The 22663-nt window shown below is 49.8% G+C and carries 20 protein-coding genes; 10 read left to right on the plus strand and 10 right to left on the minus strand.

Annotated features, from left to right (window positions below; genetic code table 11):
* Positions 1 to 49: 49 nt before the first annotated feature.
* Positions 50 to 1741, minus strand: coding sequence for a dipeptidyl-peptidase 3 family protein (locus tag C2M17_RS07635; RefSeq protein WP_105200231.1), 1692 nt, complete (start codon positions 1739 to 1741; stop codon positions 50 to 52).
* Positions 1742 to 2068: 327 nt separating this feature from the next.
* Between C2M17_RS07635 and C2M17_RS07640 the strand changes: the two genes are divergently transcribed.
* The gene (locus C2M17_RS07640) at positions 2069 to 2908 is read left to right on the plus strand and encodes an HDOD domain-containing protein (protein ID WP_105200232.1); all 840 of its coding nucleotides are present in this window, start codon (positions 2069 to 2071) and stop codon (positions 2906 to 2908) included.
* A gap of 150 nt (positions 2909 to 3058) precedes the next feature.
* Here the strand turns inward: C2M17_RS07640 and rdgC are convergent, their stop codons facing one another.
* Positions 3059 to 3967 carry a recombination-associated protein RdgC gene (rdgC, locus tag C2M17_RS07645; RefSeq protein WP_105200233.1) on the minus strand — a complete coding sequence of 303 codons (909 nt, stop codon included), beginning with the start codon at positions 3965 to 3967 and terminating at the stop codon, positions 3059 to 3061.
* 67 nt (positions 3968 to 4034) lie between these two features.
* Positions 4035 to 5795: a sensor histidine kinase gene (locus tag C2M17_RS07650; protein ID WP_105200234.1), complete on the minus strand. Its 1761-nt coding sequence runs from the start codon at positions 5793 to 5795 to the stop codon at positions 4035 to 4037.
* 574 nt (positions 5796 to 6369) lie between these two features.
* Here C2M17_RS07650 and thrA point away from each other — a divergent pair.
* The 4 genes from thrA to ung all read left to right on the plus strand — a co-directional run bounded on the left by thrA (position 6370) and on the right by ung (position 11783).
* Positions 6370 to 8787, plus strand: coding sequence for a bifunctional aspartate kinase/homoserine dehydrogenase I (thrA, locus tag C2M17_RS07655; protein ID WP_105200235.1), 2418 nt, complete (start codon positions 6370 to 6372; stop codon positions 8785 to 8787).
* A 9-nt stretch (positions 8788 to 8796) separates the two neighbouring features.
* On the plus strand, positions 8797 to 9738 hold the full coding sequence (gene thrB, locus C2M17_RS07660; RefSeq protein WP_105200236.1) for a homoserine kinase: 942 nt from the start codon (positions 8797 to 8799) through the stop codon (positions 9736 to 9738).
* Positions 9738 to 11021 carry a threonine synthase gene (gene thrC, locus C2M17_RS07665; RefSeq protein WP_105200237.1) on the plus strand — a complete coding sequence of 428 codons (1284 nt, stop codon included), beginning with the start codon at positions 9738 to 9740 and terminating at the stop codon, positions 11019 to 11021. The genes thrB and thrC overlap by 1 nt, the downstream gene beginning before the upstream one ends.
* Positions 11022 to 11117: 96 nt before the next feature.
* Positions 11118 to 11783 (plus strand): uracil-DNA glycosylase, encoded by a 666-nt coding sequence (gene ung / locus C2M17_RS07670; RefSeq protein ID WP_105200238.1) that lies wholly within the window; start codon positions 11118 to 11120, stop codon positions 11781 to 11783.
* A gap of 52 nt (positions 11784 to 11835) precedes the next feature.
* On the opposite strand, the gene C2M17_RS07675 is transcribed toward ung, so the two are convergent.
* Positions 11836 to 12021 carry a DUF3545 family protein gene (locus C2M17_RS07675; protein ID WP_105200239.1) on the minus strand — a complete coding sequence of 62 codons (186 nt, stop codon included), beginning with the start codon at positions 12019 to 12021 and terminating at the stop codon, positions 11836 to 11838.
* A 159-nt stretch (positions 12022 to 12180) separates the two neighbouring features.
* Positions 12181 to 13131, minus strand: coding sequence for a transaldolase (gene tal, locus C2M17_RS07680; protein WP_105200240.1), 951 nt, complete (start codon positions 13129 to 13131; stop codon positions 12181 to 12183).
* A gap of 306 nt (positions 13132 to 13437) precedes the next feature.
* On the opposite strand from tal, the gene yaaA reads away from it, so the two are divergent.
* Complete coding sequence (yaaA, locus tag C2M17_RS07685; protein ID WP_105200241.1) at positions 13438 to 14217, plus strand: peroxide stress protein YaaA; 780 nt, start codon at positions 13438 to 13440, stop codon at positions 14215 to 14217.
* An 80-nt stretch (positions 14218 to 14297) separates the two neighbouring features.
* Here the strand turns inward: yaaA and C2M17_RS07690 are convergent, their stop codons facing one another.
* Both C2M17_RS07690 and C2M17_RS07695 read right to left on the minus strand, forming a co-directional pair.
* A complete protein-coding gene (locus tag C2M17_RS07690; protein ID WP_105200242.1) occupies positions 14298 to 14534 on the minus strand; it encodes an EF-hand domain-containing protein in 237 nt (78 codons plus the stop codon).
* Positions 14535 to 14622: 88 nt separating this feature from the next.
* Positions 14623 to 14874, minus strand: a complete 252-nt coding sequence (locus C2M17_RS07695; RefSeq protein WP_105200243.1) for a hypothetical protein — start codon at positions 14872 to 14874, stop codon at positions 14623 to 14625.
* A 253-nt stretch (positions 14875 to 15127) separates the two neighbouring features.
* Here C2M17_RS07695 and C2M17_RS07700 point away from each other — a divergent pair, with 253 nt between their 5' ends.
* The 4 genes from C2M17_RS07700 to C2M17_RS07715 are packed head-to-tail and all read left to right on the plus strand — an operon-like array spanning position 15128 to position 18991.
* The gene (locus tag C2M17_RS07700) at positions 15128 to 16546 is read left to right on the plus strand and encodes a sensor histidine kinase (protein ID WP_105200244.1); all 1419 of its coding nucleotides are present in this window, start codon (positions 15128 to 15130) and stop codon (positions 16544 to 16546) included.
* A gap of 10 nt (positions 16547 to 16556) precedes the next feature.
* Positions 16557 to 17108, plus strand: a complete 552-nt coding sequence (locus C2M17_RS07705) for a hypothetical protein (protein ID WP_105200245.1) — start codon at positions 16557 to 16559, stop codon at positions 17106 to 17108.
* Positions 17098 to 18447 carry a sigma 54-interacting transcriptional regulator gene (locus C2M17_RS07710; protein ID WP_105200246.1) on the plus strand — a complete coding sequence of 450 codons (1350 nt, stop codon included), beginning with the start codon at positions 17098 to 17100 and terminating at the stop codon, positions 18445 to 18447. Before C2M17_RS07705 ends, C2M17_RS07710 begins: the two co-directional genes overlap by 11 nt.
* A gap of 43 nt (positions 18448 to 18490) precedes the next feature.
* Positions 18491 to 18991 (plus strand): DUF1543 domain-containing protein, encoded by a 501-nt coding sequence (locus tag C2M17_RS07715; protein WP_105200247.1) that lies wholly within the window; start codon positions 18491 to 18493, stop codon positions 18989 to 18991.
* A gap of 16 nt (positions 18992 to 19007) precedes the next feature.
* Here C2M17_RS07715 and C2M17_RS07720 read toward each other — a convergent pair whose 3' ends face one another.
* From C2M17_RS07720 to pdsR, 3 genes are all read right to left on the minus strand, one after another.
* Complete coding sequence (locus tag C2M17_RS07720; protein WP_105200311.1) at positions 19008 to 19220, minus strand: hypothetical protein; 213 nt, start codon at positions 19218 to 19220, stop codon at positions 19008 to 19010.
* Positions 19221 to 19438: 218 nt separating this feature from the next.
* Entirely contained in the window at positions 19439 to 21571 is a 2133-nt protein-coding gene (gene pdsS, locus C2M17_RS07725; RefSeq protein ID WP_105200248.1) for a proteobacterial dedicated sortase system histidine kinase, read from the minus strand.
* On the minus strand, positions 21572 to 22261 hold the full coding sequence (gene pdsR / locus C2M17_RS07730) for a proteobacterial dedicated sortase system response regulator (RefSeq protein ID WP_105200249.1): 690 nt from the start codon (positions 22259 to 22261) through the stop codon (positions 21572 to 21574).
* Positions 22262 to 22663: the final 402 nt, after the last annotated feature.

Below are 22663 nucleotides of genomic sequence, written 5' to 3' on the forward strand. Positions count from 1 at the left end.
ACAAAAAAAATAGCGCCCTTTGGCGCTATTTCTGAAGTTAAACTCTGGCTTATTCCAGACCCAACACTTTTTTACCTTGAGTAAAGTCAACGTCTACCGGGATATTGGCCTGACTTAGTTTTTCCAGGTCGGCGGCAAGCTCTGGTTTGATATCGCCCATAGAGGCAACCAGTTGATCCACCTTTTGATAATCGCCGTTACCTTGTAGGGTTAAGATCAGGCTAGAAAGCTTGGCCATGGCCGCGCCCATCTTATCCATATTAACGCGGTAGAGGCCGTTAGCGTCTTTAGAGAAAGCGCCTTCCTGTTTAAAGAAGTTAAAGCGGATCATGTTCGCCTTACCATGAGCGCTTGAAGCACCGAAACGAACCGAGCGGAAAATGCCGGCCATAAAGGTGACATAGTAGTCTTCCAGCGTGCCTTCGGTGATCTCGCCTTTTTTCAGCAACTGTTCAACCATGTACAGACCAAGGATATCCGCCTTGCCTTCTTCCAGGGCGCTGGCATGCTCTTGCAGTGATTGACGTACCGTTCCCTTGTCGGTGATGGTATTTTTAATGCCCAGGCCGTGCGCCACTTCGTGGAACATGGTGTTGGCAAAGAAGGCATCGAAGGTGATGTGCTTACGCTGCTCTGGGACGATAAGCTCGGCGGCGATCGGCATCAAAATCTTATCGAACTTGGCGCGCATGGCGTTTTTCAGTTGCAGGCGACGGGTGCCTTTTTCCAACTGGACCTGCTCATCGTTCGGCAGGTTGATGGCGATGGTTTTGCTGCCGGCATTTGAGTGGCCTGCGTAGTAGATCACATCGTAGGCGTTAAGGTCGGCATCCGACCCCGGTACTTCTTGCTTGTACTCGTCGGCAACCGGCAGGCCTTTTTGCAGCTCAGGCAGGAACTGGGCAAACTTGGCCAGGCGCTCACTCCAGGCCATGTCTTTTACCAATACATAAGACTCGAACGCAGCGCGGTAACCGAACAGCTGATCTTCATAGGTTTCAATGGGGCCAATCACCACGTCGATGGGATTATTTTTCATATCCATCCAGGCGAAATCTGAGGCTTGGTAGTCGTCGCTTAACAGGGCGTCGGCACGCATACTCAGGTAGTTGGCGAATTCTTTGTCTTCGGCAAGTTCACTGGCTTCGCGCAGCAACTTGGCGGCGGCCTCTAGTTCGGTTGCATATTCTTGCGAATAGGCGACGCTGTATAGCTTGCCTTCGGCATCGCGTTTGATCACAGAGTAAAGGCCGGTTTTATCGGCAAGATCGCTATTCTCTAGCTCTTCTTTGCTCATATCCGCAGGATAGAATTGGGCGCCGGCCGATTTAGCTTCGAAACCCGAGAGGAATAGCTGATCGCCATTGAGACGATCCCAAGGGCCATAGTTGATCTTGGCAAAGTGACGAACTTTTTCATCGCTTAGGCTGTTTAGGAACTCGGCTTGGTCACCGCCGAAAGCCTGTTGCCAGAAGAGCTCGTCCATAATTTTTGAGGCATCGATCAGCTTGGCCAGCATTTTCTTCTGGTTGCCGCTTAGGTGCGTTAGATCTGTATTCAGTTCGAAGTCGGTATAGATATTCAAACGGCTCGGAGCGATATTGATTAACTCTACGGCTGCATTGCTAGGTGCTTGTTCGGCAACGGTTTCGCTGCTGCTTTGCGGCTGTTTTGAACAACCACTAAGGGCAACTAAGCCACCGAGCAGCATGGCTTGAGAGATTTTCGACAGTTTACGCATAAGAGTCCTCGTTGAGTAATTATGAGTCTTGTGGTGCCGGATAAGACTCACAAAATTAGTGAATGCCGGGCTAAGAAGGTGATCCATACCGAGCATGCCTTATATTGGCGATGATGCCTTCTGGATGCTTTTTGGCCGCCAGAGGCACTGATTTTTGTAGTCTTATTTAACCAATTCGTTGTTGTGCTGACAACGGTAAAAAACAGGATAAGGGCGACAAATTTCTAAAATTAATGGTTTTTTGTGCTATCACTTTTAAAACTTTCTCGCTAACTTATAAACAGAAACAAGAAGAGCGTTCGCGTTGCTGAGAAAGGATACCGGATAATGTCTACCGAAAATGCCTTGTTTACCATCTTGGTTGATCGCATCAACAGCGAGACCCTGATACTACCTTCCCTGCCCGAAGTGGCCTTAAAAGTACGTGCCAGTGCCGATGATCCGGATATTTCCTCGCACGCCATGGCCGATATGATTGCCACAGATCCAGCCTTGGCAGCGCGCATCATTAAGCTCGCCAACAGTAATTTAATGAACAGCTCGGTGAAGGTGACTGGGGTTAATCAGGCGGTGACATGTGTCGGCTTAGGGCCAATTAAGAATATCGCTACGGCGATGGCCATGGAGCAGTTGTTTGTGTCGCAAAACCCCGTGATCAAGGGGTATATGGATACGGCCTGGCAGAAGACCAATAAGGCTGCTTGTCATGCCATGGTGCTGGTGCAGCAATTTCGTGAGCAGCAGCAACACGCTCGCATTAACGCAGACACCATCACTCTGGCGGCGCTCACATACAACATAGGGATTGTGCCGATTTTAACCGAAGCGGAAAAACACCCAGAGGTGTTTGCGAACCCTTGCTTTCTCGCTCATGCCATTCAAAAACTGGCCGGTTGCATCGGTGCCGCTACCTTAACAGCATGGGGTTTTTCCGAGGAGTTTGTTGAGCTTGCTAAGCTGTGGTGCGATCCAAACTATCGCCCAGAGGACATAGAGTTTGTTGACTTTGTGCGTCTGGGAGCGATTCTTGAAGGCATTTTGCAGGTCTCAGATAAAACGGCGGCACTGCAGGTGTATGTGGATAAGGGCATTATTCCATCGCATGCACTGTTTGCCGAGGACGAGTATCAGGAGTTAGTCAAAGATACCTATGAGGTGTTTTTATAGCTTGGCCTTGCCGCCGTGCTTGTAGGTCGGCCTTTGCCGCCATAGTTGTAGGTCGGTCTTTCAGGCCGACAAAAAGCCACATGGTTAAACTTGTCGGCGCAAAGCACCGACCTACACTATTTGTCGGCGCAAAGCACCGACATTTAAGCCTTACAGATCTTTGGCGTCGCCGAGCTCTTTGGTTAAGGCTTCAAGTAATTCCTTGATTTCTTCCGATGCCAGAATAATGTCGGCATCCAGTTTCACCGCCATATCTTCTTTTGGAATATCGGCATTTTCTTCTTTTAATACCTCGGCATAGTTTACGCGTTTAATCGAACCGTCGTTTTGCAGCATAAACTTGATGCGTTCATGGTATTCCAATGCCAGCTTGGTGACTTCCTTGCCATTGTCCAAATGGTTTTTCACCTCGTCAGTGGCCAGGTCATGGCCCTTAAGCTTGACTTGGGCGCCATTGTCATCCGGATCCTGCAACTCGGCGTCAAGGCCGATGGCAAAGCCTTCCGGGGCATTAAAGTCTTTTAACCAGGAAGTAAGGAATAAACCCAGGTCATAGTTGGCAAAGGCGGGCACCACGGGCAAGGTGCCCAATGATTTACGTAGCAGCGCCAGTAGCTCTTCGGCCTTGTTAAAGCTGCCGCTATTGACGACTACCCAACCATTTTCCATATCGATAAAGGCATATTGCAGGCTCGACTTTTTAAAGGCCTGAGGCAGCAGGGTATTAAGGATATTCTCTTTAAGCTCATCCTTTTCCTTTTTGTTTACTCGGCGGTTTTCCTGTACTTCCAGTTGTTCTACCTTTTCCTGCAGCATGTCGTTAACGACCGCAGCCGGTAGTACTTTTTCTTCGCGCTTGGCGCATACCAGAATCGAGTTTTTAGAAAAGTGGCTTAATGTTTGGCCATGCTTGCCCAGGGCCTTGGTCCAACCGAAGGTGTGCAGATCCTGACTGCCACAGGGGCGGAATAAATCCTGCTCCAGAGCCTTGTCAAAGTCTTCTTGCTGATAGCTGATCTCTTGCTTAAAACGATAGCAAATTAGGTTACTAAACCACATAAATATACTTCCATGGAGCGCCAAAGGCGCAAATTTATAGTGCCGCCATCATAACGGAGTGGCGTCGCTAATTAAACATTAGCATGGGTTTTGGCAGGTCTTTCGGGAGCGAGATGAAATACTGCAACCCCTGATTAGGTGTGCTGCTGACTGATATCTCGCCGCACAGGGTTTGTTTTACCAGGTTAAAGGTAATATGGGTGCCCAAGCCGCTGCCGCCCTGGTCCCGCTTAGTGGTGAAGTAGGGGTTGAATAGCTGTTCCAGTTGCATCGCATTGACGCCGCAACCATCGTCTCTGTATTCGATTAATACCCGCTCATCCTGTTCTCGGATCAGTATATCTATATGACCGTGCTTGGTTTGTTCAAAGCCATGGATCAGCGAGTTCATAATTAAATTGGTAAAAATCTGGCTAATGGCACCGGCGGGTAAGTTAAGGATAAGGTCATCCGGGCACTGAATATTGATTTTATGTTCTGTATTTTTCAGTTTTGGATGCAAGGAGCGGATCACCTCGCCAAGGTATTCTTTTAAGTTAATGGTGCGCACCGCTTCGCTGGCTTGATCTATGGCGATTTGCTTAAAGCTGGCAATCAGCTCGTTAGCGCGGGCAAGATTATTGCCAAGCAACTCGGTACTTTGTTTTGCCTCGCCAATAAATTGCGCCAATTCGGCTGGCGTCAGAGTTTGTTTTTCGTGCGCCTGTTCCAGCTCATTAAGGCGTTCTTGTAAAAATGAGGTGGCGGTGATCCCTATGCCTACGGGAGTATTGATGTCGTGGGTAATGCCGGCAACCAGGCCGCCAAGAGCTGCCATTTTCTCCGAGCCGAGTAAGCGCTCCTGCGTGTTGTTAAGCTCATCCATATAGCGCAGCATTTCTCTTTGTTTGGCAAGCAGCTCCTGTTCGGTCTGGCGCCTCAGTTCAATTTCTTCGGTAAGATTAAGCTTTTGTTTTTCCAGCTCATATTTTTGTTGTTGCAGATCCATCATGGCCTGGCTGAGATTAGAGGTCTTACGGGCTACTTCTTGCTCGAGCTCAATATTCTGTTGGTCGAGTTTTTCGTTGCTCTTGAGCAATTCTTTTTGCGTGTATTTTAGCTTGTTGCGGTATTCGACCACCTTGGCTATCAGGTTATTAAAGGCCTGTGCCATGACGTGGAGTTCGTTTTGCTTATGGGTATCGAGTTTAATCCGGGTGTCTTCGATGGCATCCGGCTCAACCTCTTCGATTTGCTCCGTCAATTGCTGCAAAGGCAAGGTCAGGTGTTTTCTAAAAGCCAGTAAAAACAGCAGGATCAAAAAGGTGGTTTTGATCATGGCGTTACCCACGAGCAGATAAATGGAAACCATAATTCGGCTGACCACCACGTCACGACTGGAAAACAAGGTGACATCGCCAACCTGGGTTTCACGGCCGGAAAATTCGAATACCAGAGGAAAGGTATAGCCAAACAGGCCTGACGGCGTATCTTCAATCATAACAGTGTCTTGCGCCAGAGGTTTAGCTTTGCGTTCACGGCTATCTAAGGAGCGACCGAGTTGCGAGATCACCTCGCCGCTGTCGTCACGCACTATGATGCCCTCAACCATGGGAATGGCAATAAGGCCCTCGGCTATGGTGACGCTTTGATCTGTATTGAGCTCCCAGATGGCACGGGTCAAGCTGCCGCTAAAGGTTTGTTGCAAAATCTGCAATTCGCTGCGGATATAGCTTTTAGTGTTGAAGTATTCGGCATATATCTGTGCGCAGGTCACCACAAAGGTCAGCACAAAGTAAACGGATAAAACACTGGTAAGGAGTTTTTTCGACAGACTGTTACGCAACATGTTTGAACTTGGCCCTGTGCAACTAAAAAAAGGCGGTGACAAAACTCCGATGTTGAGTTTGTATTTGGTGCCGCTATATCCTCGCAGAAATAGCGCTAAGGATTTTAAAAAACATACAAAATAATAGCTTATTGACAGGCGTTTAACAAAAGCAAATATTTTCGCGGCGCGGTTTTGCGCCCAGGGCAAACTTGTACTTTGTATTCTAAGTTAACAGCACAAGGTGAGGTCGTTGCGTTTGCCTGTCATAGCAAGATGCTCAAGCACTTTACAACTTCGGCCGCCAATTTGCATAAGTATTTCTACGTATTGTTTTGGATATAAGAAAAAAGCATATTATTTGTTAAATATTGCTGTTGACAGAAATAGTCATTTTCGGGCAGTCTAAAAGCATGAATACAAATTACGCAACACTGACCATCATTATTACCACCACCATCCGTAGCGGATAGTGGCATGGGTCGGTGCGCGAAGAAAAAAAGGCCTATGCTCTATTGCATGGGCCTTTTTTTTTTGGGGTCCTAAAAGGGCGTCATCAGCAGAATAATTGCAGTTAAACGGGAATGAGGAAGTTATGCAGGTATTGAAATTTGGCGGGTCATCACTGGCCGATGCGGATTGCTTAGCTCGGGTTAGCGCCATAGTGCGCGCCGAGCTGAAGGAGCAAATGTTACTGGTATTGTCGGCACCAGGAGGCATGACAGATGCTCTGGTGACCTTAAGCGAACTGGCGCAGTCCGGGCAGGATTACAGTATTCCCTGGCAGGCCCTGTGCGCCCGTGCCGAGGGGTTAAAATCTGAGGTTACAGCACTGGCTCAGGCGCCCGATTCATGGCCCGACTTTCAGGAGCTGAAGCGCCGCCTTGACGGCATTGCTCTGTTGGGGGAATGTCCGGATGCGGTGCACAGTTATATCATCAGCTTTGGCGAACGTATCAGTGTGGCCTTGATGCAGGCCCTGCTGGCCGACCTCGGAGCCCACTGCGTACCCGCGGATCAGGTGGTGCGCTCACATGGTGGCTTTATGGATGCGGAAGTGGATCTCGATGTATCAAAACAGCTGATGCAGCAGTATTTGCATGCCAACCCGGCAAAAGTATACATAATGCCAGGCTTTACCGGCGCCGATGAGCAGGGGCGATTAACTACGCTGGGGCGCAATGGCTCGGATTATTCAGCGGCGGTGGCGGCGGCTTGTTTGGAGGCTGAGGTTTGCCAAATTTGGACCGATGTGGATGGTGTTTACAGCGCTGATCCCCGTTATATCAAGGGCGCCACTAAGGTTGATCATCTCTCTTATAAAGAGGCCATGGAGCTCTCTTATTTCGGCGCTAAGGTGTTGCACCCCAAGACCATAATGCCCTGTGCCAAAGCAGGCGTGCCCTGTGAGATTAAAAATACCCATGCACCTTCGCTTCCAGGTTCGCTGATCAGCGATGAGGCGCGTTCTTCTGAGCCTGTGAAAGCCATTTCCAGTTTACAGGACCTGGCCATGCTGACTGTGTCTGGCCCGGGTATGAAGGGCAAGGTGGGTATGGCGGCCAAGGTGTTTACCGCACTGGCGATGGATAATGTTTCCATCGTGCTTATCACCCAATCGAGCTGTGAGTTCAGCATTAGTTTTTGTGTGTACCAGCAGGACCTTGCTCTTGCACTAAGGGCGCTTGAGCAGGCCTTTGAGCTTGAAGCCAAGGCCGGGCTTATCGAGCCGGTGCAGGTACAGCGCCACCTCGCCATTGTGACACTGGTGGGTGACAATATGCGTGCTCATAAGGGCTTGGCTGCCAAGTTTTTTGCTTCCTTAGCGCAGGCACAAGTGAATATAGTGGCCATTGCCCAGGACTCCACGGAAAGCTCGATCTCTGCGGTGATCGATGGCGAGCTGTGTAACGATGCGGTGAAGGTGTGCCATGAAAACTTCTTTACTCATATGCCGTCCATTGATGTTTTCCTGTTAGGTTGTGGCCTGGTGGGCAGCGAATTGTTGAGCCAGGTAGAGAAGCAGCAAGAGTGGCTGAACGCGCGCAATATCAAGTTAAAGGTGCGCGGCATAGCCAACTCAAGGCAGATGCTGCTAAACGGTGAGGGGATAGATTTGCAGCAATGGCCAACGCAGTTGCAGCAAACGGCACAGGAGTTTGACCTGAAATATCTGGAACAATTCGTAAAACAGCATCACCTAATCAACCCGGTGATCGTCGATTGCAGTTCAGCGGCGGCGCTGGCGGATCAATACGTTGTTTTCTTAAATGCCGGTTTCCATGTGGTCGCCGCCAATAAAAAGGCCAATACCAGCTCGCAAGCCTATTATTGGCAGTTAAAAGAAGCGGCGCAGCGCAATAACCGACGCTTCCTTTATGAAACCAATGTCGGTGCCGGTTTACCCGTACTCGATAATCTTCAGTCTTTGTTTGGCGCCGGCGACCAGCTGTTGCACTTTAGCGGCATTCTGTCTGGTTCCTTGTCTTATATGTTTGGGGTGCTGAGCGATGGCTTAAGCTTGTCCGAGGCGACCATCAAGGCGAAAGAAAGTGGCTTTACCGAGCCGGATCCCCGTGATGATTTGTCCGGTACCGATGTTGCCCGCAAGTTGTTGATCATTGCCCGTGAAGCCGGATTGGAACTCGAACTTGAAGATATAGAAGTTGAGTCTGTCTTGCCGCTAGGCTTTGCTAATGGTCTCAGTGTCGATGAGTTTATGGCTAAGCTGCCCGAGCTCGACAGCGATTTTGCCGACAAGGTGTCCTCCGCCAAGGCTGAGGGTAAGGTGCTGCGTTATGTCGGCAGCATAGACAAGGGGCGCTGCAAGGTTGGCATTGAAGCGGTGGATAGCAATCATGCCTTATTCGATATTCGTGATGGCGAAAATGCGCTGGCCATTTTGAGTCAGTATTATCAGCCAAGACCCTTTGTGATCCGTGGCTATGGGGCCGGTGCCGAAGTTACGGCGGCGGGGGTTTTCGCCGATATTCTTAAAACATTACCGCGATAAGGACATCTGATGATTCAAGTATATGCTCCGGCTTCCATAGGTAATTTTGCCGTGGGTTTTGATGCCCTTGGCGCCGCCATTGCGCCAATTGACGGCAGTTTGCTCGGTGATCTGGTCAAGGTCAGTGCCAGCACGACCACTGAGTTTGTCTGCTCCGGGCTTTATGCCCATAAGCTACCGGCACAGGCAGAGCAAAACCTGGCCTATATGTGTTTGCAGCATTTTAAACAGGCGGTGGCTCCGGATATGCCGGCGGTGCGTTTAGAGCTGGTAAAAAACCTGCCCGTAGGTTCAGGATTGGGCTCCAGTGCCTGCTCTGTGGTGGCAACTATTGCTGCATTGGATAAGTTTGCCGGCACCGGGCTCAGTGATGAGGCTCTGATCGAGCTGATGGCCGACTTTGAGGCCAAGGTCAGCGGCGGCCGCCATTACGACAATATCACCCCTTGTTATTTGGGTGGCCTGCAACTGACGGCGGAGCTTATTCCAGGTAAGTCTCTGGCCATTATGACCCCGGATAACTGGTATCCGGTGGTGGCTTTTCCCGGGTTTACGCTTAACACCGCCAAGGCGCGTGCGGTGCTGCCAAAGCAGCTGGATATGCACCACAGTGTTGAATTTGCTCAGCGCCTTAGCGCTTTTTGTACTTTGATGCTGCAACAGCGCAGCGAAGAGGCGCTGTCGATCATGATAGATACTGTGGCCGAGCCACATAGGGCGCAATTGATCGAAGGCTTTAGCGCGGCGCAACAGGCGCTGTTACAGCTAGGCGCCAAAGCGGTCAGTATTTCTGGCGCCGGGCCGACACTGTTTGCGCTATGCGACAACCTCGCCAGCGCCGAGCTGTGCCAGCAGTGGCTCAGCGACCACTATATTAATGAACAAGGTTTTAGCCATATTTGCCAACTCGATTGGGCCGGCACCAGAGAATTGAATGAGGAACTAGGGTAATGCAGTTATATAATTTGCAAGATAATGAGCAGGTGGTGTCTTTTGTTGAGGCGGTAAAAACTGGCCTAGGTCGCAATCAAGGGGTGTTTTTCCCTACCGAGCTGACGCCCTTGGCGGATGTTGATGCCTTACTGGAACTCGACTTTGTTACCCGCAGTGCCAAGGTATTGCGTCATCTGTTAGGGGATGAATTGAGCGATGACACCCTGGCGCACATGGTCGCGGGGGCCTTTACCTTCCCTGCGCCCTTGGTCAAGGTCGCCGATAACCTCCATTGTTTAGAGCTGTTTCACGGTCCGACTCTGGCCTTTAAAGACTTTGGCGGACGCTATATGGCCCAATGTCTGGCGCAGTTTAGTCAGGGCGAGAAGGTTACTATTTTAACCGCCACCAGTGGCGATACCGGAGCCGCCGTGGCTCATGCCTTTTATGGTAAAGAGAATGTCGATGTGGTGATCCTCTATCCCGAGGGCAAGATCTCCGAGGCACAACAAAAGCTGTTTACCACCCTTGGCGGCAATGTACATTGTTACAGCGTTAAAGGCTCCTTCGATGATTGCCAGGCCATGGTCAAGCAGGGCTTTTTGGATGAAGAGCTGAAATCGCGACTTGGCCTTAACTCGGCCAACTCTATCAATATCAGCCGACTATTGGCGCAGGTCTGCTACTACTTTGAGGCAGTGGCGCAACTGCCGAAAGAGCAAAGAGCGAGCGCACATATTTCCGTGCCCAGTGGTAACTTCGGTAACGTCTGTGCGGCCATGATAGCGGCGGTGATCGGCTTGCCTATCAGCAAGTTGTCGGCCACCACTAACCAAAACGATACCGTACCGCGTTACCTTGAGTCCAAACAATGGCAGCCCAATGAGACTTTGGAGTCCCTGTCTAATGCCATGGATGTGAGTCGGCCAAATAACTGGCCGCGGGTGCAGGTGATGCTCGACAGTGGCCAGTTTAGCTATAACGACTTTTTCTCTCATGGTGTGGACGAAGCAACCACTGCGGCGGCAATGCGCGAGTTGCAGCAGCTAGGCTATCTGGCCGAGCCGCACACCGCGATTGCCTATCAGGGATTAAAGACGGATTTGGCCCCGGGCGAGCAGGGGATCTTTTTGGCCACCGCTCATCCGGCAAAGTTTAAAGACAGTGTGGAAGAGATTTTGGGTGTTTCATTAGAAATGCCCAAGGCCCTGGCCGATGCCCTTGCTAAGCCCTGCTTAGCCGAACCCATGAGCGCCGACTATACGCAGTTGCGTGAAGCTATGCTGGCGAAACTCGGTTAATTTGGTAAGCTAGCTTTAGCTTTAACAAGATTAGTATTAACAAGACTAGTATTAACAAGACGGCTTCGGAGCCGTCTTTTTTATTCGAGAGCTTATATGACATCCTGGTCCGATTTATTGGCAGCGCAAAAAAAGCAGGCCTATTTTCAAGAGACATTAGATTATGTGCAGCAGCGTCGCGATGCGGGTGTTGCCGTGTATCCGCCCAAAGAGCAGGTTTTTGACGCATTTCGCGCCACCGAGTTTAACGATGTAAAGGTGGTGATCTTGGGTCAGGACCCATACCATGGTCCAAATCAGGCCCATGGTCTGTGTTTTTCCGTATTGCCTGGGGTTAAGGCGCCGCCTTCGCTGGCTAATATGTATAAGGAGTTGGCACAGGATATTCCCGATTTTGCCATCCCCAATCATGGTTATCTGCAGTCCTGGGCCGAGCAGGGGGTGTTATTGCTTAATACCGTGCTGACGGTGGAGCAGGGCGAGGCTCATTCCCACAAGCATCTTGGTTGGGAGCATTTTACCGATCAGGTGATTGCCGCACTAAATGAGCAAGGTGAGGGTATTGTCTTTTTACTCTGGGGCGCGCATGCGCAAAAGAAGGGCAAGCATATAGATACCACTAAGCATTTTGTGCTTAAGGCGCCGCACCCGTCTCCCTTGTCGGCACACCGAGGCTTTTTTGGTTGTGGTCACTTTTCAAAGGCCAATAAGCTGCTCACAGAGCAAGGAAAACAACCCATAGACTGGCGCTTGCCCAGCTAAGCTAATGCCATAAAAAGCCATAAAAAAAGGAGCAATAAATGCTCCTTTTTTACTAGAAATCTAGTTCTTCTAAGGCGATGGTATCGCTGAATAGATCGAGTTCTTGTAGTTCTTTACGTAAACGTTGTTTATCTTTCAGTGCTTCGATTTCGCGCCACTTTCGTTTTTTATTACGACCGGAATTCTTTCTCGCCTCTGGACCTTCTATTATTTTTAGTAGTTCGTTCAGACTATCCATGACACTCTCCTGTATAACTAACGCAATCAATCTATACCATAGAAAGTACAAAAATAAAACGAAATTGTTTATTTTAAGTTACAGGAAAGTGATGTTTTTATTACCGGGTAATTGTGTGAGAACGCCAGCCTGTCGCTGGCGTTATATTTTGGAAGAAAATTAGAGGGAAGAGAAGCGGCGTTCGAGCGCCACTTGCGCTTCGGCGAAGGCGCGTATGCCTTCAGAGAGCTTCTCGGTGGCCATGGCGTCCTGGTTATGCAACCAACGGAATTCGCTCTCGCTTAGGGCTGCTGGTTTAGCTGCTACACTGGCCGGTGATGTCAGCTGATATTCCGTATTCGCCGGTAATTGAGCCAACTCTTCAAGTAGCGCCGGGCTTATGGTCAGGCGATCGCAGCCGGTTAAAGCCAGGATCTCACCGGTATTTCTAAAGCTGGCACCCATGACTATGGTTTCATAACCATGGCCTTTGTAGAATTCATAGATGCTGCGTACCGATTGCACCCCGGGATCCGCCAGCGGATCGCTTGGCTTTTCCATGCCATTGGCCACATGCCAGTCAAGAATACGGCCAACAAAGGGAGAGATAAGGTACACATTAGCATCGGCACAGGCGCGGGCCTGGGCTTCACTGAACAGCAGCGTTAGGTTGCAACGAATGCCTTCCTTTTCTAGCTGCTCGGCGGCTTTAATGCCTTCCCAGGTCGATGCGATTTTAATTAAAATCTTGTCGCGGCTAACCCCTTCAAGGTCGTACAGGGCCAGCAGTTGTTTTGCTTTCGCTATGCTTGCTTGGGTATCGAATGACAGACGCGCATCGACTTCGGTAGAAATATAACCGGGAACGATATCGGCGATTTCCTTGCCGATCAGTACGGCGAAGTAATCGCAAGCCAGTGCCAACTGGGCGCTGGTGTCATCACTTTGGCTGCGCGCATATTGCCAGGCCTTATCAAGATAGGGCTGGTAGGCAGGGATTTCGCTGGCCTTAAGTAAGAGTGATGGATTGGTGGTGGCATCCTGGGGTTGATGCTTACGTATTGCTTCAATATCGCCGGTATCGGCAACAATCGTTGAATGCTGCTTCAACTCTTGTAGTGCTGTAGTCATGTGCTTTCCTCATTCCAAGCATAGAGCGTCTACTGGGTTTATCGTCTGTGCCTATAGCAAATAGATAAACACTTATAGGTTATGTAGTTAATGTTGCACCTTAGTGACAACCATGGGGAGGTCAATTGTCCGTGCCAGGGGATTGATGCCATGTAAATAACATCAAAATGAACCGGTCGCCGCCGTTTTGGCGAGAGCGTATGGCACGCAGACCGATTAAGGGTCATGAACCCTCTAATAAAGCGTGATCTTTGCTTTATTTAATGTTGAAATTGACACTATTGTAGAGCCAAGTCAACAGCATTTATGATCACAGTTATTTCCCCAGCAAAAAACCTTGATTATGAGACTGCCGCTCCGGTAGCAACTCACAGTCAACCTGAATTACTCGCCTACAGTGAAGAATTGATTTCTGTATGCCGCGACTTAACGCCGCAGCAAATCGGCAGCCTGATGAAAATAAGCGATAAGCTCGCCGGTTTAAATGCCGCCCGCTTTAGCGAATGGTCTCAGCCTTTTAACAGCGATAATGCCAAGCAAGCTATTTTTGCCTTTAACGGTGATGTGTATACCGGGCTTGAAGCGAGTACATTAAGTGCAGATGCACTGGATTATGCGCAAGGACATTTGCGTATTCTTTCCGGTTTATACGGAGTACTTAAGCCGCTCGATCTAATGCAGGCCTACCGCTTGGAAATGGGGACTAAATTAGAAAACCCAAAAGGTACCAACTTATACCAGTTCTGGGGCAGTATTATTGCCGAAAAGCTCAATGAAGTTTTGGCTCAAAGTGGTGCCAAGCAATTGATTAATCTTGCTTCGAATGAGTATTTTAAAGCGGTGGATAAGAAGGCACTGAACGCCGACATTATTACGCCGGTATTTAAAGACTGCAAAAATGGTCAATATAAGGTGATCAGCTTCTACGCGAAAAAGGCGCGTGGCATGATGGCCCGTTATATTATGGAAAATAAGGTTGAGACCCTGGCGCAGCTTAAGGAGTTTACAACAGCGGGTTATTACTTTAGTGCCGAAGCTACGGTTAAGGAAAATGAGCCGGTATTTTTGCGTGAAGAACAGGGATAAGAATGCCCGAACAATAAAAAAAGCGCCCTCGGCGCTTTTTTTATTGTCTAACTGCAGGTCACAGCTCAGCGCGACACGCCTTACTGACGAGCGTAATTGGTAAACTCGCGCAACGACAGTTTACCGTCTTTATCTTGATCATAACTGCTAAAGCGAGACCACAAGGCCGGCTCTTGCGCCGCTTCCGACTTGCTGATAGCGCCGTCACGGTTTCGGTCTAATTCTTTAAAGCGCGACTCGATACTGCTGGCCTGCACCGAAGTGGTGACAAAGGCAAGCATCAAGGTGCTTAAAACTAATGCTGCAATTTTATTCATGTAAAAATCCTAGCGTACAGGTTACGCATATTATGCTGTTAGCCTAACCAAATTTGTGAACCTGGCCAAATGGAATAAGATTAATCGCCTAATTGCTGAGATTAAGTTGGCCACTTAGGCCGTCGTCTGCCAATTCAAAGACATGCTCACCGATTTGTTTGGGGTCCAGCTGCAAATTATGCGGCATTGTTTGTTGCGGACTTGCCAACTGATTAAACGATGGGCTCGCTGACTGCACTGCTGCTGGCTGATTCGTCGCGGAGTGAGACTCCGAAGGTTGTTTAGCGCTTACCAGGGTAACACATAAAATTAAGGCTACGACCAATACTACACGTCGCACGGTATTCTCCAATTCATAGTGGCTTAATTGAAACTCATTTATAAATGTAAGTGAAGGTCTTTAGACCGCAGGGTGGCTCTCCTAACAAATTCAATGCCAGTTTTTTAAAATTCATATTTTTCAGTTGGTTATATTTTTAAGGTGAGGGTTGAGCTGAATAGTTTGTAGCTATTTTGCAACAGCTTATGGTTTCTTTAAATTTTTCTACTAAATTTCAAATAGTTAGTTTTTCTCTTTTTGGCAACAAGGAGTCATGGTGATTTTTCGCATGCTGCACTGGCGCCCCAGCCTGTTCGCCCAATTCTTTATCGGCGTGGCCATACTGCTAGTGCCTTTGGCCTTAGTTGTGGTGGTATTTTTACAGGCCCTGGACCAGCATATGGTCAATACCCAGCAGATGGTATTAAGCAGTTACCAGAAGAATGAACAATTCAATGAGTTTAAGCAGCTGTTTCAATCCCTGGAGCGGGCAACGCTACAAAATTGGGTATTAAAAAGCGAGCAACTTAGTAAGGCGGTGAATGAGCAATGGCATAAGGCCGATGCGCTTTTGACGCAGCAGGCCAAGGCGGCCACCTCGGCTGGTGAGCTGGTTCGTTGGCAGCAATTGCAGGCGGATTTTGTCGCCAGCCGAGAAAATATAGAGCAGCAGGAGCAGGCCAATGCCGAGTTGTTTTCACCGCTGCGCCAACAAATCAACAGCCATGGTAATTGGTTGCACACTCATACCAAGGAACAGATCGACCTGGCGCAACAGGCGCTTACAGATCTACAACAGAGCTTTATTAACTGGCTGGTGGCCCTGGTGCCCATAGTGTTGTTGCTCGGTGGTGGTTATTTATGGCGCCTAAGCAGCAATCTCGGGTATTTATCTCGAGTGATAAGTCAGCTAGGTAAGGGCGATTGGGATGTGGATATTCAACTGACCGGTGCCAAAGAGCTGCGAGATCTGGGGCAAAAACTTAACTGGATGCAGCAGCAATTACAAAGCCTGGAGCAGCAAAAAGATACCTTTTTACGCCATGTGACCCATGAGTTAAAAACGCCCTTGGCCTCCATGGTGGAAGGCTGTGATTTATTGCAGGAGCAGCTGGTGGGCCCCATCAATGAGCAGCAGCAAGATGTACTGCAATTGATCAGCCAAAGCACAGATCGTCTTCATGGCATGATCACAAACCTGCTAAATTATAACGCCATCAAGGCACGGACCCTGAGTAATAAAGGCTGCCAACTCGATACGTTAAAGGCTCAGGTACAGGAGCACTTTGCCGAGCGCCTGCGGTTGGGTCAGCAAACCTTGGTATGGCGCTGCCCGGCGGAGCTTAAAGAGTTGCCCCTTGATGGTGAATTGTTACAAATGATCTTGGTGCAACTGGTTTCCAATGCCATTAAGTTTTCACCCAATGGGGCGCAGATAGAGATAAAAATCGAGCGTTATAAGCAAGAGCTGGAGATAGCCGTAGTCGATCAGGGACCGGGTATAAAGGAGTCAGAGCGCGAGCGTTTATTCGATGCCTTCTATCAGGGGCTGGCTGCCAAGCGCAACGCCGTGGCCGGCAGTGGTTTGGGGTTATCCATAGTCAAGGAATGTGTTAACCAACTCAATGGCGAGGTGCAGATCCATTCAGGCTCACCTCAGGGCAGTTGTTTTAGGCTTAAATTTAGTTGCTAATGGAGTCAAGATGTTGAAATTTGCCAAGTGTGTTGCCGTGTTACTGGTGCCCATCTTGAGTGCGGGCTGTCAGTTGCCGGGCCCAAGAACGGCGGGAGAGACTAGTCACCTAGGTGAGCTTGAAAAGCAGGCTCCCAACCCTAAACCCAGGCCTAAGCAACAACCCATCTACCCCAGTGCCGAGCAGTTGGTGCAATGGCATGCACAGCAATGCGGCGGTTTTACCTCGGCCACCGAGTTACAGGAATATGTGGCGGCGCCGAGGCTGAAGCAATTTTTTGCCCGCCTCTGCTTACGGGGCCAATCAAACCCGGACGAGCTACTAAGCGACCTTGAGGTGATCAGCGGTCAATATTACTGGCCCGAGTCCAGCGCCCGTTATTTCTGGTTGCTTAAGCAGCAGCTTCAGGCCAATGCCCAACAACAACAGCAACTTGCTAAGCTGCGCCAAGAGCAGCAGCAAATGCAGGAAAAAATGGAAAAGACCTTGTCGTCGCTGGCGGCCATAGAGCAGCAATTGCTGCAACGTGCGTCCCAGCAGGAGGATAATAATGAGTTCTAAAGCACGGGTTTTACTTGTTGATGATGATGTCAGTTTATTAAAACTACTGACCATAAGGCTGATGGCCAATAACTACGAAGTGACCACGGCCAACAGCGCCCCTCAAGCCTTGAGTGAGTTGCAGCAGCAAACCTTTGACGTGGTGCTGACCGATTTGCGCATGGACGATATCGACGGTTTGCAACTGGCCGAACAAATTCAGCAGCTTTATCCTAGCTTACCCGTGGTAATGATGACGGCGCACGGCTCTATTCCCGATGCGGTACGTGCCACCAAGCAGGGTATTTTTGCGTTTTTGACCAAACCCATAGATAAGGATGAGTTGATCGACACCCTGGCTAAAGCCGTGCGTCTGCATGGTCAAGGGCAGGGGCACGCTCAGCAAGTAAGTCACCCCTATATAGTGACTCGCAGTGCCACCATGTATCACCTGTTAGAGCAAGTGCGTATGGTGGGAGCCACGGATGTGAATGTATTGATTTCCGGCGCCAGCGGTACGGGTAAAGAGCTGCTAGCCAGAGCCGTGCATGAGAGCAGTGCGGTTAGCACCGGCCCTTTTGTTGCCATTAACTGCGGCGCTGTGCCCGCCGAGCTCTTGGAATCCCAGTTGTTCGGCCATAAAAAGGGTTCCTTTACCGGTGCGACCGCCGACCATGTGGGGCTCTTTTCCGAAGCCCAAAATGGCACCTTGTTTCTTGATGAAATAGGGGATATGCCGTTGAATTTACAGGTTAAGCTTTTGCGCGTTCTGCAAGAGAAAAAAATCCGCCCGGTTGGTCATAGCGAGGAAATTCCGGTTAATGTCAGAGTGGTGTCGGCCACCCACAAGGATTTGCCTGCGGCAATCCGTGATAACAGTTTCCGCGAGGATCTCTACTATCGCTTAAATGTGGTGAACCTGCGTTTACCAGCCTTGAGCGAACGCCGAGAGGATATCTCCCTGTTGGCGCATCACTTTTGTGAGCAAATTGCCGCTCGTCAGCAGCAAGGGGTGAAACGTTTCAGCGATGATGCCATGGACTTGCTTTTGCGCCACGACTGGCCCGGTAATATTCGCCAGCTGCAAAACGTAGTGGAGCAGGTGGTGGCATTGAGCCCTGGGGTGCTGATCAGTGCCCAGCAGGTGGCCATGGCCTTGCAGTGTGAGCTCGAAGCCAGCTCGCCCATTGCCTTAAACGAGGCTAAGCGCCAGTTTGAGCGCCAGTATTTGATTAATGTATTGAAAATGGTGGATGGCAATGTCGCTCAGGCAGCCAAATTGGCCAAGCGTAACCGCAGCGACTTCTATAAACTGATCAAGAAGCATGAGATCGATGTGGAGCAATTCAGCCGCGACTGATTAACCGTTATAATGCCGCCACACAAGGCCAAAGGAGTGAGTGATGCAATTATTTATGGTTTACCTGGGCGGTCGCATTGAAGGCTGTCATATTGAAATGCACGATGTGCGCTTTGTCGTTGGTGAGCGTATTGAAGATTGTTACGGCAAGCTTAAAGCCCAATGGGTGGGCAATAAAAACAGCGTGCATATGGACAGTTATATGGCGGTGCACCATATCGACGGCTATGCGGTGAGCCTGGGTGATGCGCCGCAACAGCGCAGTGAACGCCTCTATTTCGTTAATTTAGGCGCCTATCGTGCCGATCAACTTGTCGAACAACATGCTTTTACTTTGACCGTGGCGACCAGCGCCGAGCAGGCCAAACAACGGGTGAAGCAGGGTTTACTTACCGGCATGAGTCATCAGCATAAAGACGATTTACATGAGGTGGATGACTGCTTTGCCCTGGATCTGATCGATGCCCAGTATCATATCCATCTTACTCCCAGCAACCAGGCGCAAGCCATGCATCCGGACTGGTTTGGCTACCATGTGCTTTAGGGCGTGGCTTTGAAGCTTAGTCGTCGTTTTCTTCTTGCTTGATTGCGATGCGGATGGCGAGGATCACCAAGGCGAATAAGGCAAATGGCAGGGCCGCCAAGGAATATTCCACCAAATTGCTATCTTGATAGTTAGGTTGTAAAACGAAATGCCCGCCGACACACAAGGCGATGGCGATAAATAAAATGGGTAGCAGGGCGAGCTCTTTTTTTGCCTGATGTTTTTTCACAAGTGATTTCACGTGAGGATAAAGGCAGCTATTGTAATTAAGCCTGGTCTCGTGATTCAAGCTTTATCCTTGTTGCGCTGCTGTCATCTTGCTCGCGAAACAGCGCCCTACTATATCCAGTTTTTGCGGTCATAGTATCTAGCCTTGAACCTCTAACTGTGTAAGTAATTACCAACTTATTACGCAGGCTAGATGCTCTTTAATTAATCGATTTTGAATCAGGACAAGGGTATATCAACAAGGATGGTCACACCGCGACCATCTTCGCGGTTGCTGGCGCGTATCTGGCCGTGATGAAAATCAACAATCAGACGAGCGATATACAGGCCCAAACCCAGATGCGGCTGTTGCTGCTTATCCTGAGCGCGCACCGACACCATGGAGTCGAAAATATGTTTACCTATGTCCTTGGGTAGCGATGGCCCTAGATTGCTAATGCTGAGTTGAGCTTGGTTGTTTTCTCGTGCCAAGGTGACCAATATTTCACTCTCAGGCTCAGCAAATTCCAGGGCGTTGTTGATCAGCTTATCAAGCAACTGCGCGAAAAAGTCGGCGGCCCCTTGCACAGGAAGCGCCTCTTGGGTGATATCCAGGGCAAAGCGTGCCTGTGGATAAGCCAACTGATAGCCCTGCATACAGCCTTGCAGCACCTGGGTGAGATCATAATGCTCCCGCGCCGAGGTATTAATGCTCTGTTCCAACCGAGTCGCCTCGCTCATGGTGGTGATAAGCTTATTCAAGCGGGCGACCCCTTCTTGAGCCCGGGTCAGGTATTTTTGTTGCTGCGGTTCGTGGGCGATCAATTGCAGATTTTCCAGCGAGCTGCGTACCACGGCCACCGGCGTTCGCAATTCGTGAGAAAGGCGCGACGACATATTTTCCAGATAATGGGTATAGCCGCCAAGGCGATTAACTATATTAGCGAAGCTGCGCGAGAGGTCGCCTATTTCGTCACTGTCGTTACTCACGCTCAGTTGCGCCCGTACTCGGCCCTGTTCATCAATGGCCTGCTCGGCACTGTCGCGTAAGCGGCGAATACGTGAGGAAATGCGCGAGGCAAAGAAAAACAATGAGATGGTGCCCACCAGCATCACCGCAATAATCACATTAAAGAGCTTTTCCAGCGCCTTGTTGCGCAGAGTGCGCACGCCATTGGTGGTTTCTTCGGCGATAACAGCGCCCAGCACCTGCTCATTACTCCAAATGGGGTAGGCGGCGGAGAGGATCACCGCTTTGCTGTCTGGCGTCAGGCGCCAGTTCGAGGCCGGCTCACCGCGTAAGGCACTGGCAATATGACTGCCTTGCAGCGCCGCCACATCATGCAAAATATCGAGAAAGTCACTGGGTGGCTTGGTCAGAATTTGGTAATAGAGCGGGTGCAAAAAACGCTGCTCGAAACGCCGCCACATGCCTTCCTTATCCTGCTCCTGTAAGGAGCTGGCCCAGACTCCGTCAGCATGTTGAATGGTGCCTGATTGCGCCAGTACCCTGTGATGTTTATCCACCACCCAGATACGGCTGCCGCTGTGGCCCATGCCCTTGATAATGCGTTTAATCTCCGGTGAGGGCAGCAGCACAGTGCCAAGTGTATTGGCATCGGTAATATTAGAGGTGGCCATTAAATGACGCTCTTGCTCGCCCGTGTCCCAATCGCTGATGGCAAAGCCGAGCTTGTTGCCAAGCATGGACAGGGGCATACGCAGTTCTATGTTATAGCCTTGCTCGGTCTGGCGAAAATAGCCCTGAATATCCTTATAGGGAGTCAATTCGGGAAGGCTAAAGGCATTTACCCAGCCGTCTTCGCGGGTGGCAATTATGTAATTTTTTAGCTCGCCATTGGGAGACTTAATGGCGATTTTTAAATGATCGTTGCGCTCCAGACTAAGGGCATTTTTTGGGCGCAGACGAACCTGGTTATCCTGTACTGCGAACACCGCATACAGGTGCTGGCCATATTTGCCGACCATGTGTGCGAATGACAGGTCGCTATCATCATGATCCGGGTTTGGAGTTTGCAGGTAGTTACCCTGGTATTGCCACATCAGGCTTTGATAGGGAGCCCAGTCACCAAGCTCGCCATCGAGGCGGATGGCATTGTTGATCTGGTAGGCGTAAAGGTCGCGACCCTTTTCTACCTTGGCGGTAAATTCACTGGCATTTTCAAATAAAGCGGGGCGTTCATGCAGGGCTGTGGCCAGCGCTCTTGTGGTACCGACCAGGGTTTTTTCTTGACCCTGACGCAGATACTTTTCCATTTCCCACACATATTCGTAACCAAGCCAGGGCAGCACAAGTAAAAAGCAGGACAGCAAGACCACCTTGCTGCGCAGCCCAAGCCCAAAGCGCGCCATCTATTTGCTTTCCCAGCGATAACCCATGCCATATACGGTGTCGATGCAATCGAACTGGGCATCGAGCGCCTGGAACTTGCGACGAATGCGTTTTACATGGGAGGTGATTGTACTGTCGTCAACGTAAATTTTGGCATCGCTCATCAGTTCATCCCGGCTTTTTACATGCCCCGGACGCTTAGCCAGTGAATGCACCATCCAAAACTCGGTCACGGTCAAATCCACCGCCTCACCCAGCCAGTTGGCGCGCAAACGCTTTAGGTTCAGCTCCAGCTTGTCTTGTACCAGGGTGTCCTCTTGTTCACTTGGTAAGCCTTGCGCTTCAACGCGGCGAAACAGCGCAGCGATACGCGCCGCCAAATGAGCCATGCTGATGTCCTTGGTAAGATAATCATCGGCACCCATACGCAGCCCACATACTGTATCTATTTCACTGTCGCGAGCGGTCAGAAAAATAATTGGCAGGGTTTGTGAGCGGGCCCGTAAGCTTTGGCACAGCATAAAGCCGCCATCGATTTCGTTGCCCAAGCCGATATCAACTATGGCCAAATCCGGCAAACGCTCGCTCAGTGCTAGCTCGGCACTGGGCCTGTCGGCGAAACCTTGCACTTCATAGCCTTGCCCTTGCAGCATTTCTACATAGTTATCGCGGATCGCGGCTTCGTCTTCAATAATGGCTATTCGTTTCATCTTAGGGCTAACTTACGGCTAACAAGGTGATTTTGTTAACACTATACCCTGATTTGCTAGCCTTGGGATGAACGAAGCCGCAATTGCCATAATTGATCATAATTCCCCAAAGTTGCGCCTAAGAATGTGAATCTGATACTTACAAAAGTTGATTTATTGTTGCGATAAACTGCATGAGTACAAAATGCTACCTTATTGCACACTTTGGTACATTTGCTCTAAGGCCTTATATGGTAAGGCATGTAGAGTAGCGGTTTGGGTGTAACTTACTCTTAGCGCTTTTAGCACCCTGTTTACATATTGTTTTCTTTGTTCGGCGCAACGTACCCTACTGCGCTAGCGCAATATGCGCGAAAAATTTTCATCAAGGAATACAACATGTCCAACAAGAATAGAAATATA

Source organism: Pseudoalteromonas sp. T1lg10 (genome assembly GCF_002964545.1).
In the GTDB taxonomy this organism is placed as follows: Bacteria; Pseudomonadota; Gammaproteobacteria; order Enterobacterales; family Alteromonadaceae; genus Pseudoalteromonas.

Coding starts and splice junctions, on each gene's coding strand:
- C2M17_RS07635 (WP_105200231.1), bottom strand. CDS start 1,741: ATGCGTAAACTGTCGAAAATCTCTCAAGCCATGCTGCTCGGTGGCTTA.
- C2M17_RS07640 (WP_105200232.1), top strand. CDS start 2,069: ATGTCTACCGAAAATGCCTTGTTTACCATCTTGGTTGATCGCATCAAC.
- rdgC (WP_105200233.1), bottom strand. CDS start 3,967: ATGTGGTTTAGTAACCTAATTTGCTATCGTTTTAAGCAAGAGATCAGC.
- C2M17_RS07650 (WP_105200234.1), bottom strand. CDS start 5,795: ATGTTGCGTAACAGTCTGTCGAAAAAACTCCTTACCAGTGTTTTATCC.
- thrA (WP_105200235.1), top strand. CDS start 6,370: ATGCAGGTATTGAAATTTGGCGGGTCATCACTGGCCGATGCGGATTGC.
- thrB (WP_105200236.1), top strand. CDS start 8,797: ATGATTCAAGTATATGCTCCGGCTTCCATAGGTAATTTTGCCGTGGGT.
- thrC (WP_105200237.1), top strand. CDS start 9,738: ATGCAGTTATATAATTTGCAAGATAATGAGCAGGTGGTGTCTTTTGTT.
- ung (WP_105200238.1), top strand. CDS start 11,118: ATGACATCCTGGTCCGATTTATTGGCAGCGCAAAAAAAGCAGGCCTAT.
- C2M17_RS07675 (WP_105200239.1), bottom strand. CDS start 12,021: ATGGATAGTCTGAACGAACTACTAAAAATAATAGAAGGTCCAGAGGCG.
- tal (WP_105200240.1), bottom strand. CDS start 13,131: ATGACTACAGCACTACAAGAGTTGAAGCAGCATTCAACGATTGTTGCC.
- yaaA (WP_105200241.1), top strand. CDS start 13,438: ATGATCACAGTTATTTCCCCAGCAAAAAACCTTGATTATGAGACTGCC.
- C2M17_RS07690 (WP_105200242.1), bottom strand. CDS start 14,534: ATGAATAAAATTGCAGCATTAGTTTTAAGCACCTTGATGCTTGCCTTT.
- C2M17_RS07700 (WP_105200244.1), top strand. CDS start 15,128: ATGGTGATTTTTCGCATGCTGCACTGGCGCCCCAGCCTGTTCGCCCAA.
- C2M17_RS07705 (WP_105200245.1), top strand. CDS start 16,557: ATGTTGAAATTTGCCAAGTGTGTTGCCGTGTTACTGGTGCCCATCTTG.
- C2M17_RS07710 (WP_105200246.1), top strand. CDS start 17,098: ATGAGTTCTAAAGCACGGGTTTTACTTGTTGATGATGATGTCAGTTTA.
- C2M17_RS07715 (WP_105200247.1), top strand. CDS start 18,491: ATGCAATTATTTATGGTTTACCTGGGCGGTCGCATTGAAGGCTGTCAT.
- pdsS (WP_105200248.1), bottom strand. CDS start 21,571: ATGGCGCGCTTTGGGCTTGGGCTGCGCAGCAAGGTGGTCTTGCTGTCC.
- pdsR (WP_105200249.1), bottom strand. CDS start 22,261: ATGAAACGAATAGCCATTATTGAAGACGAAGCCGCGATCCGCGATAAC.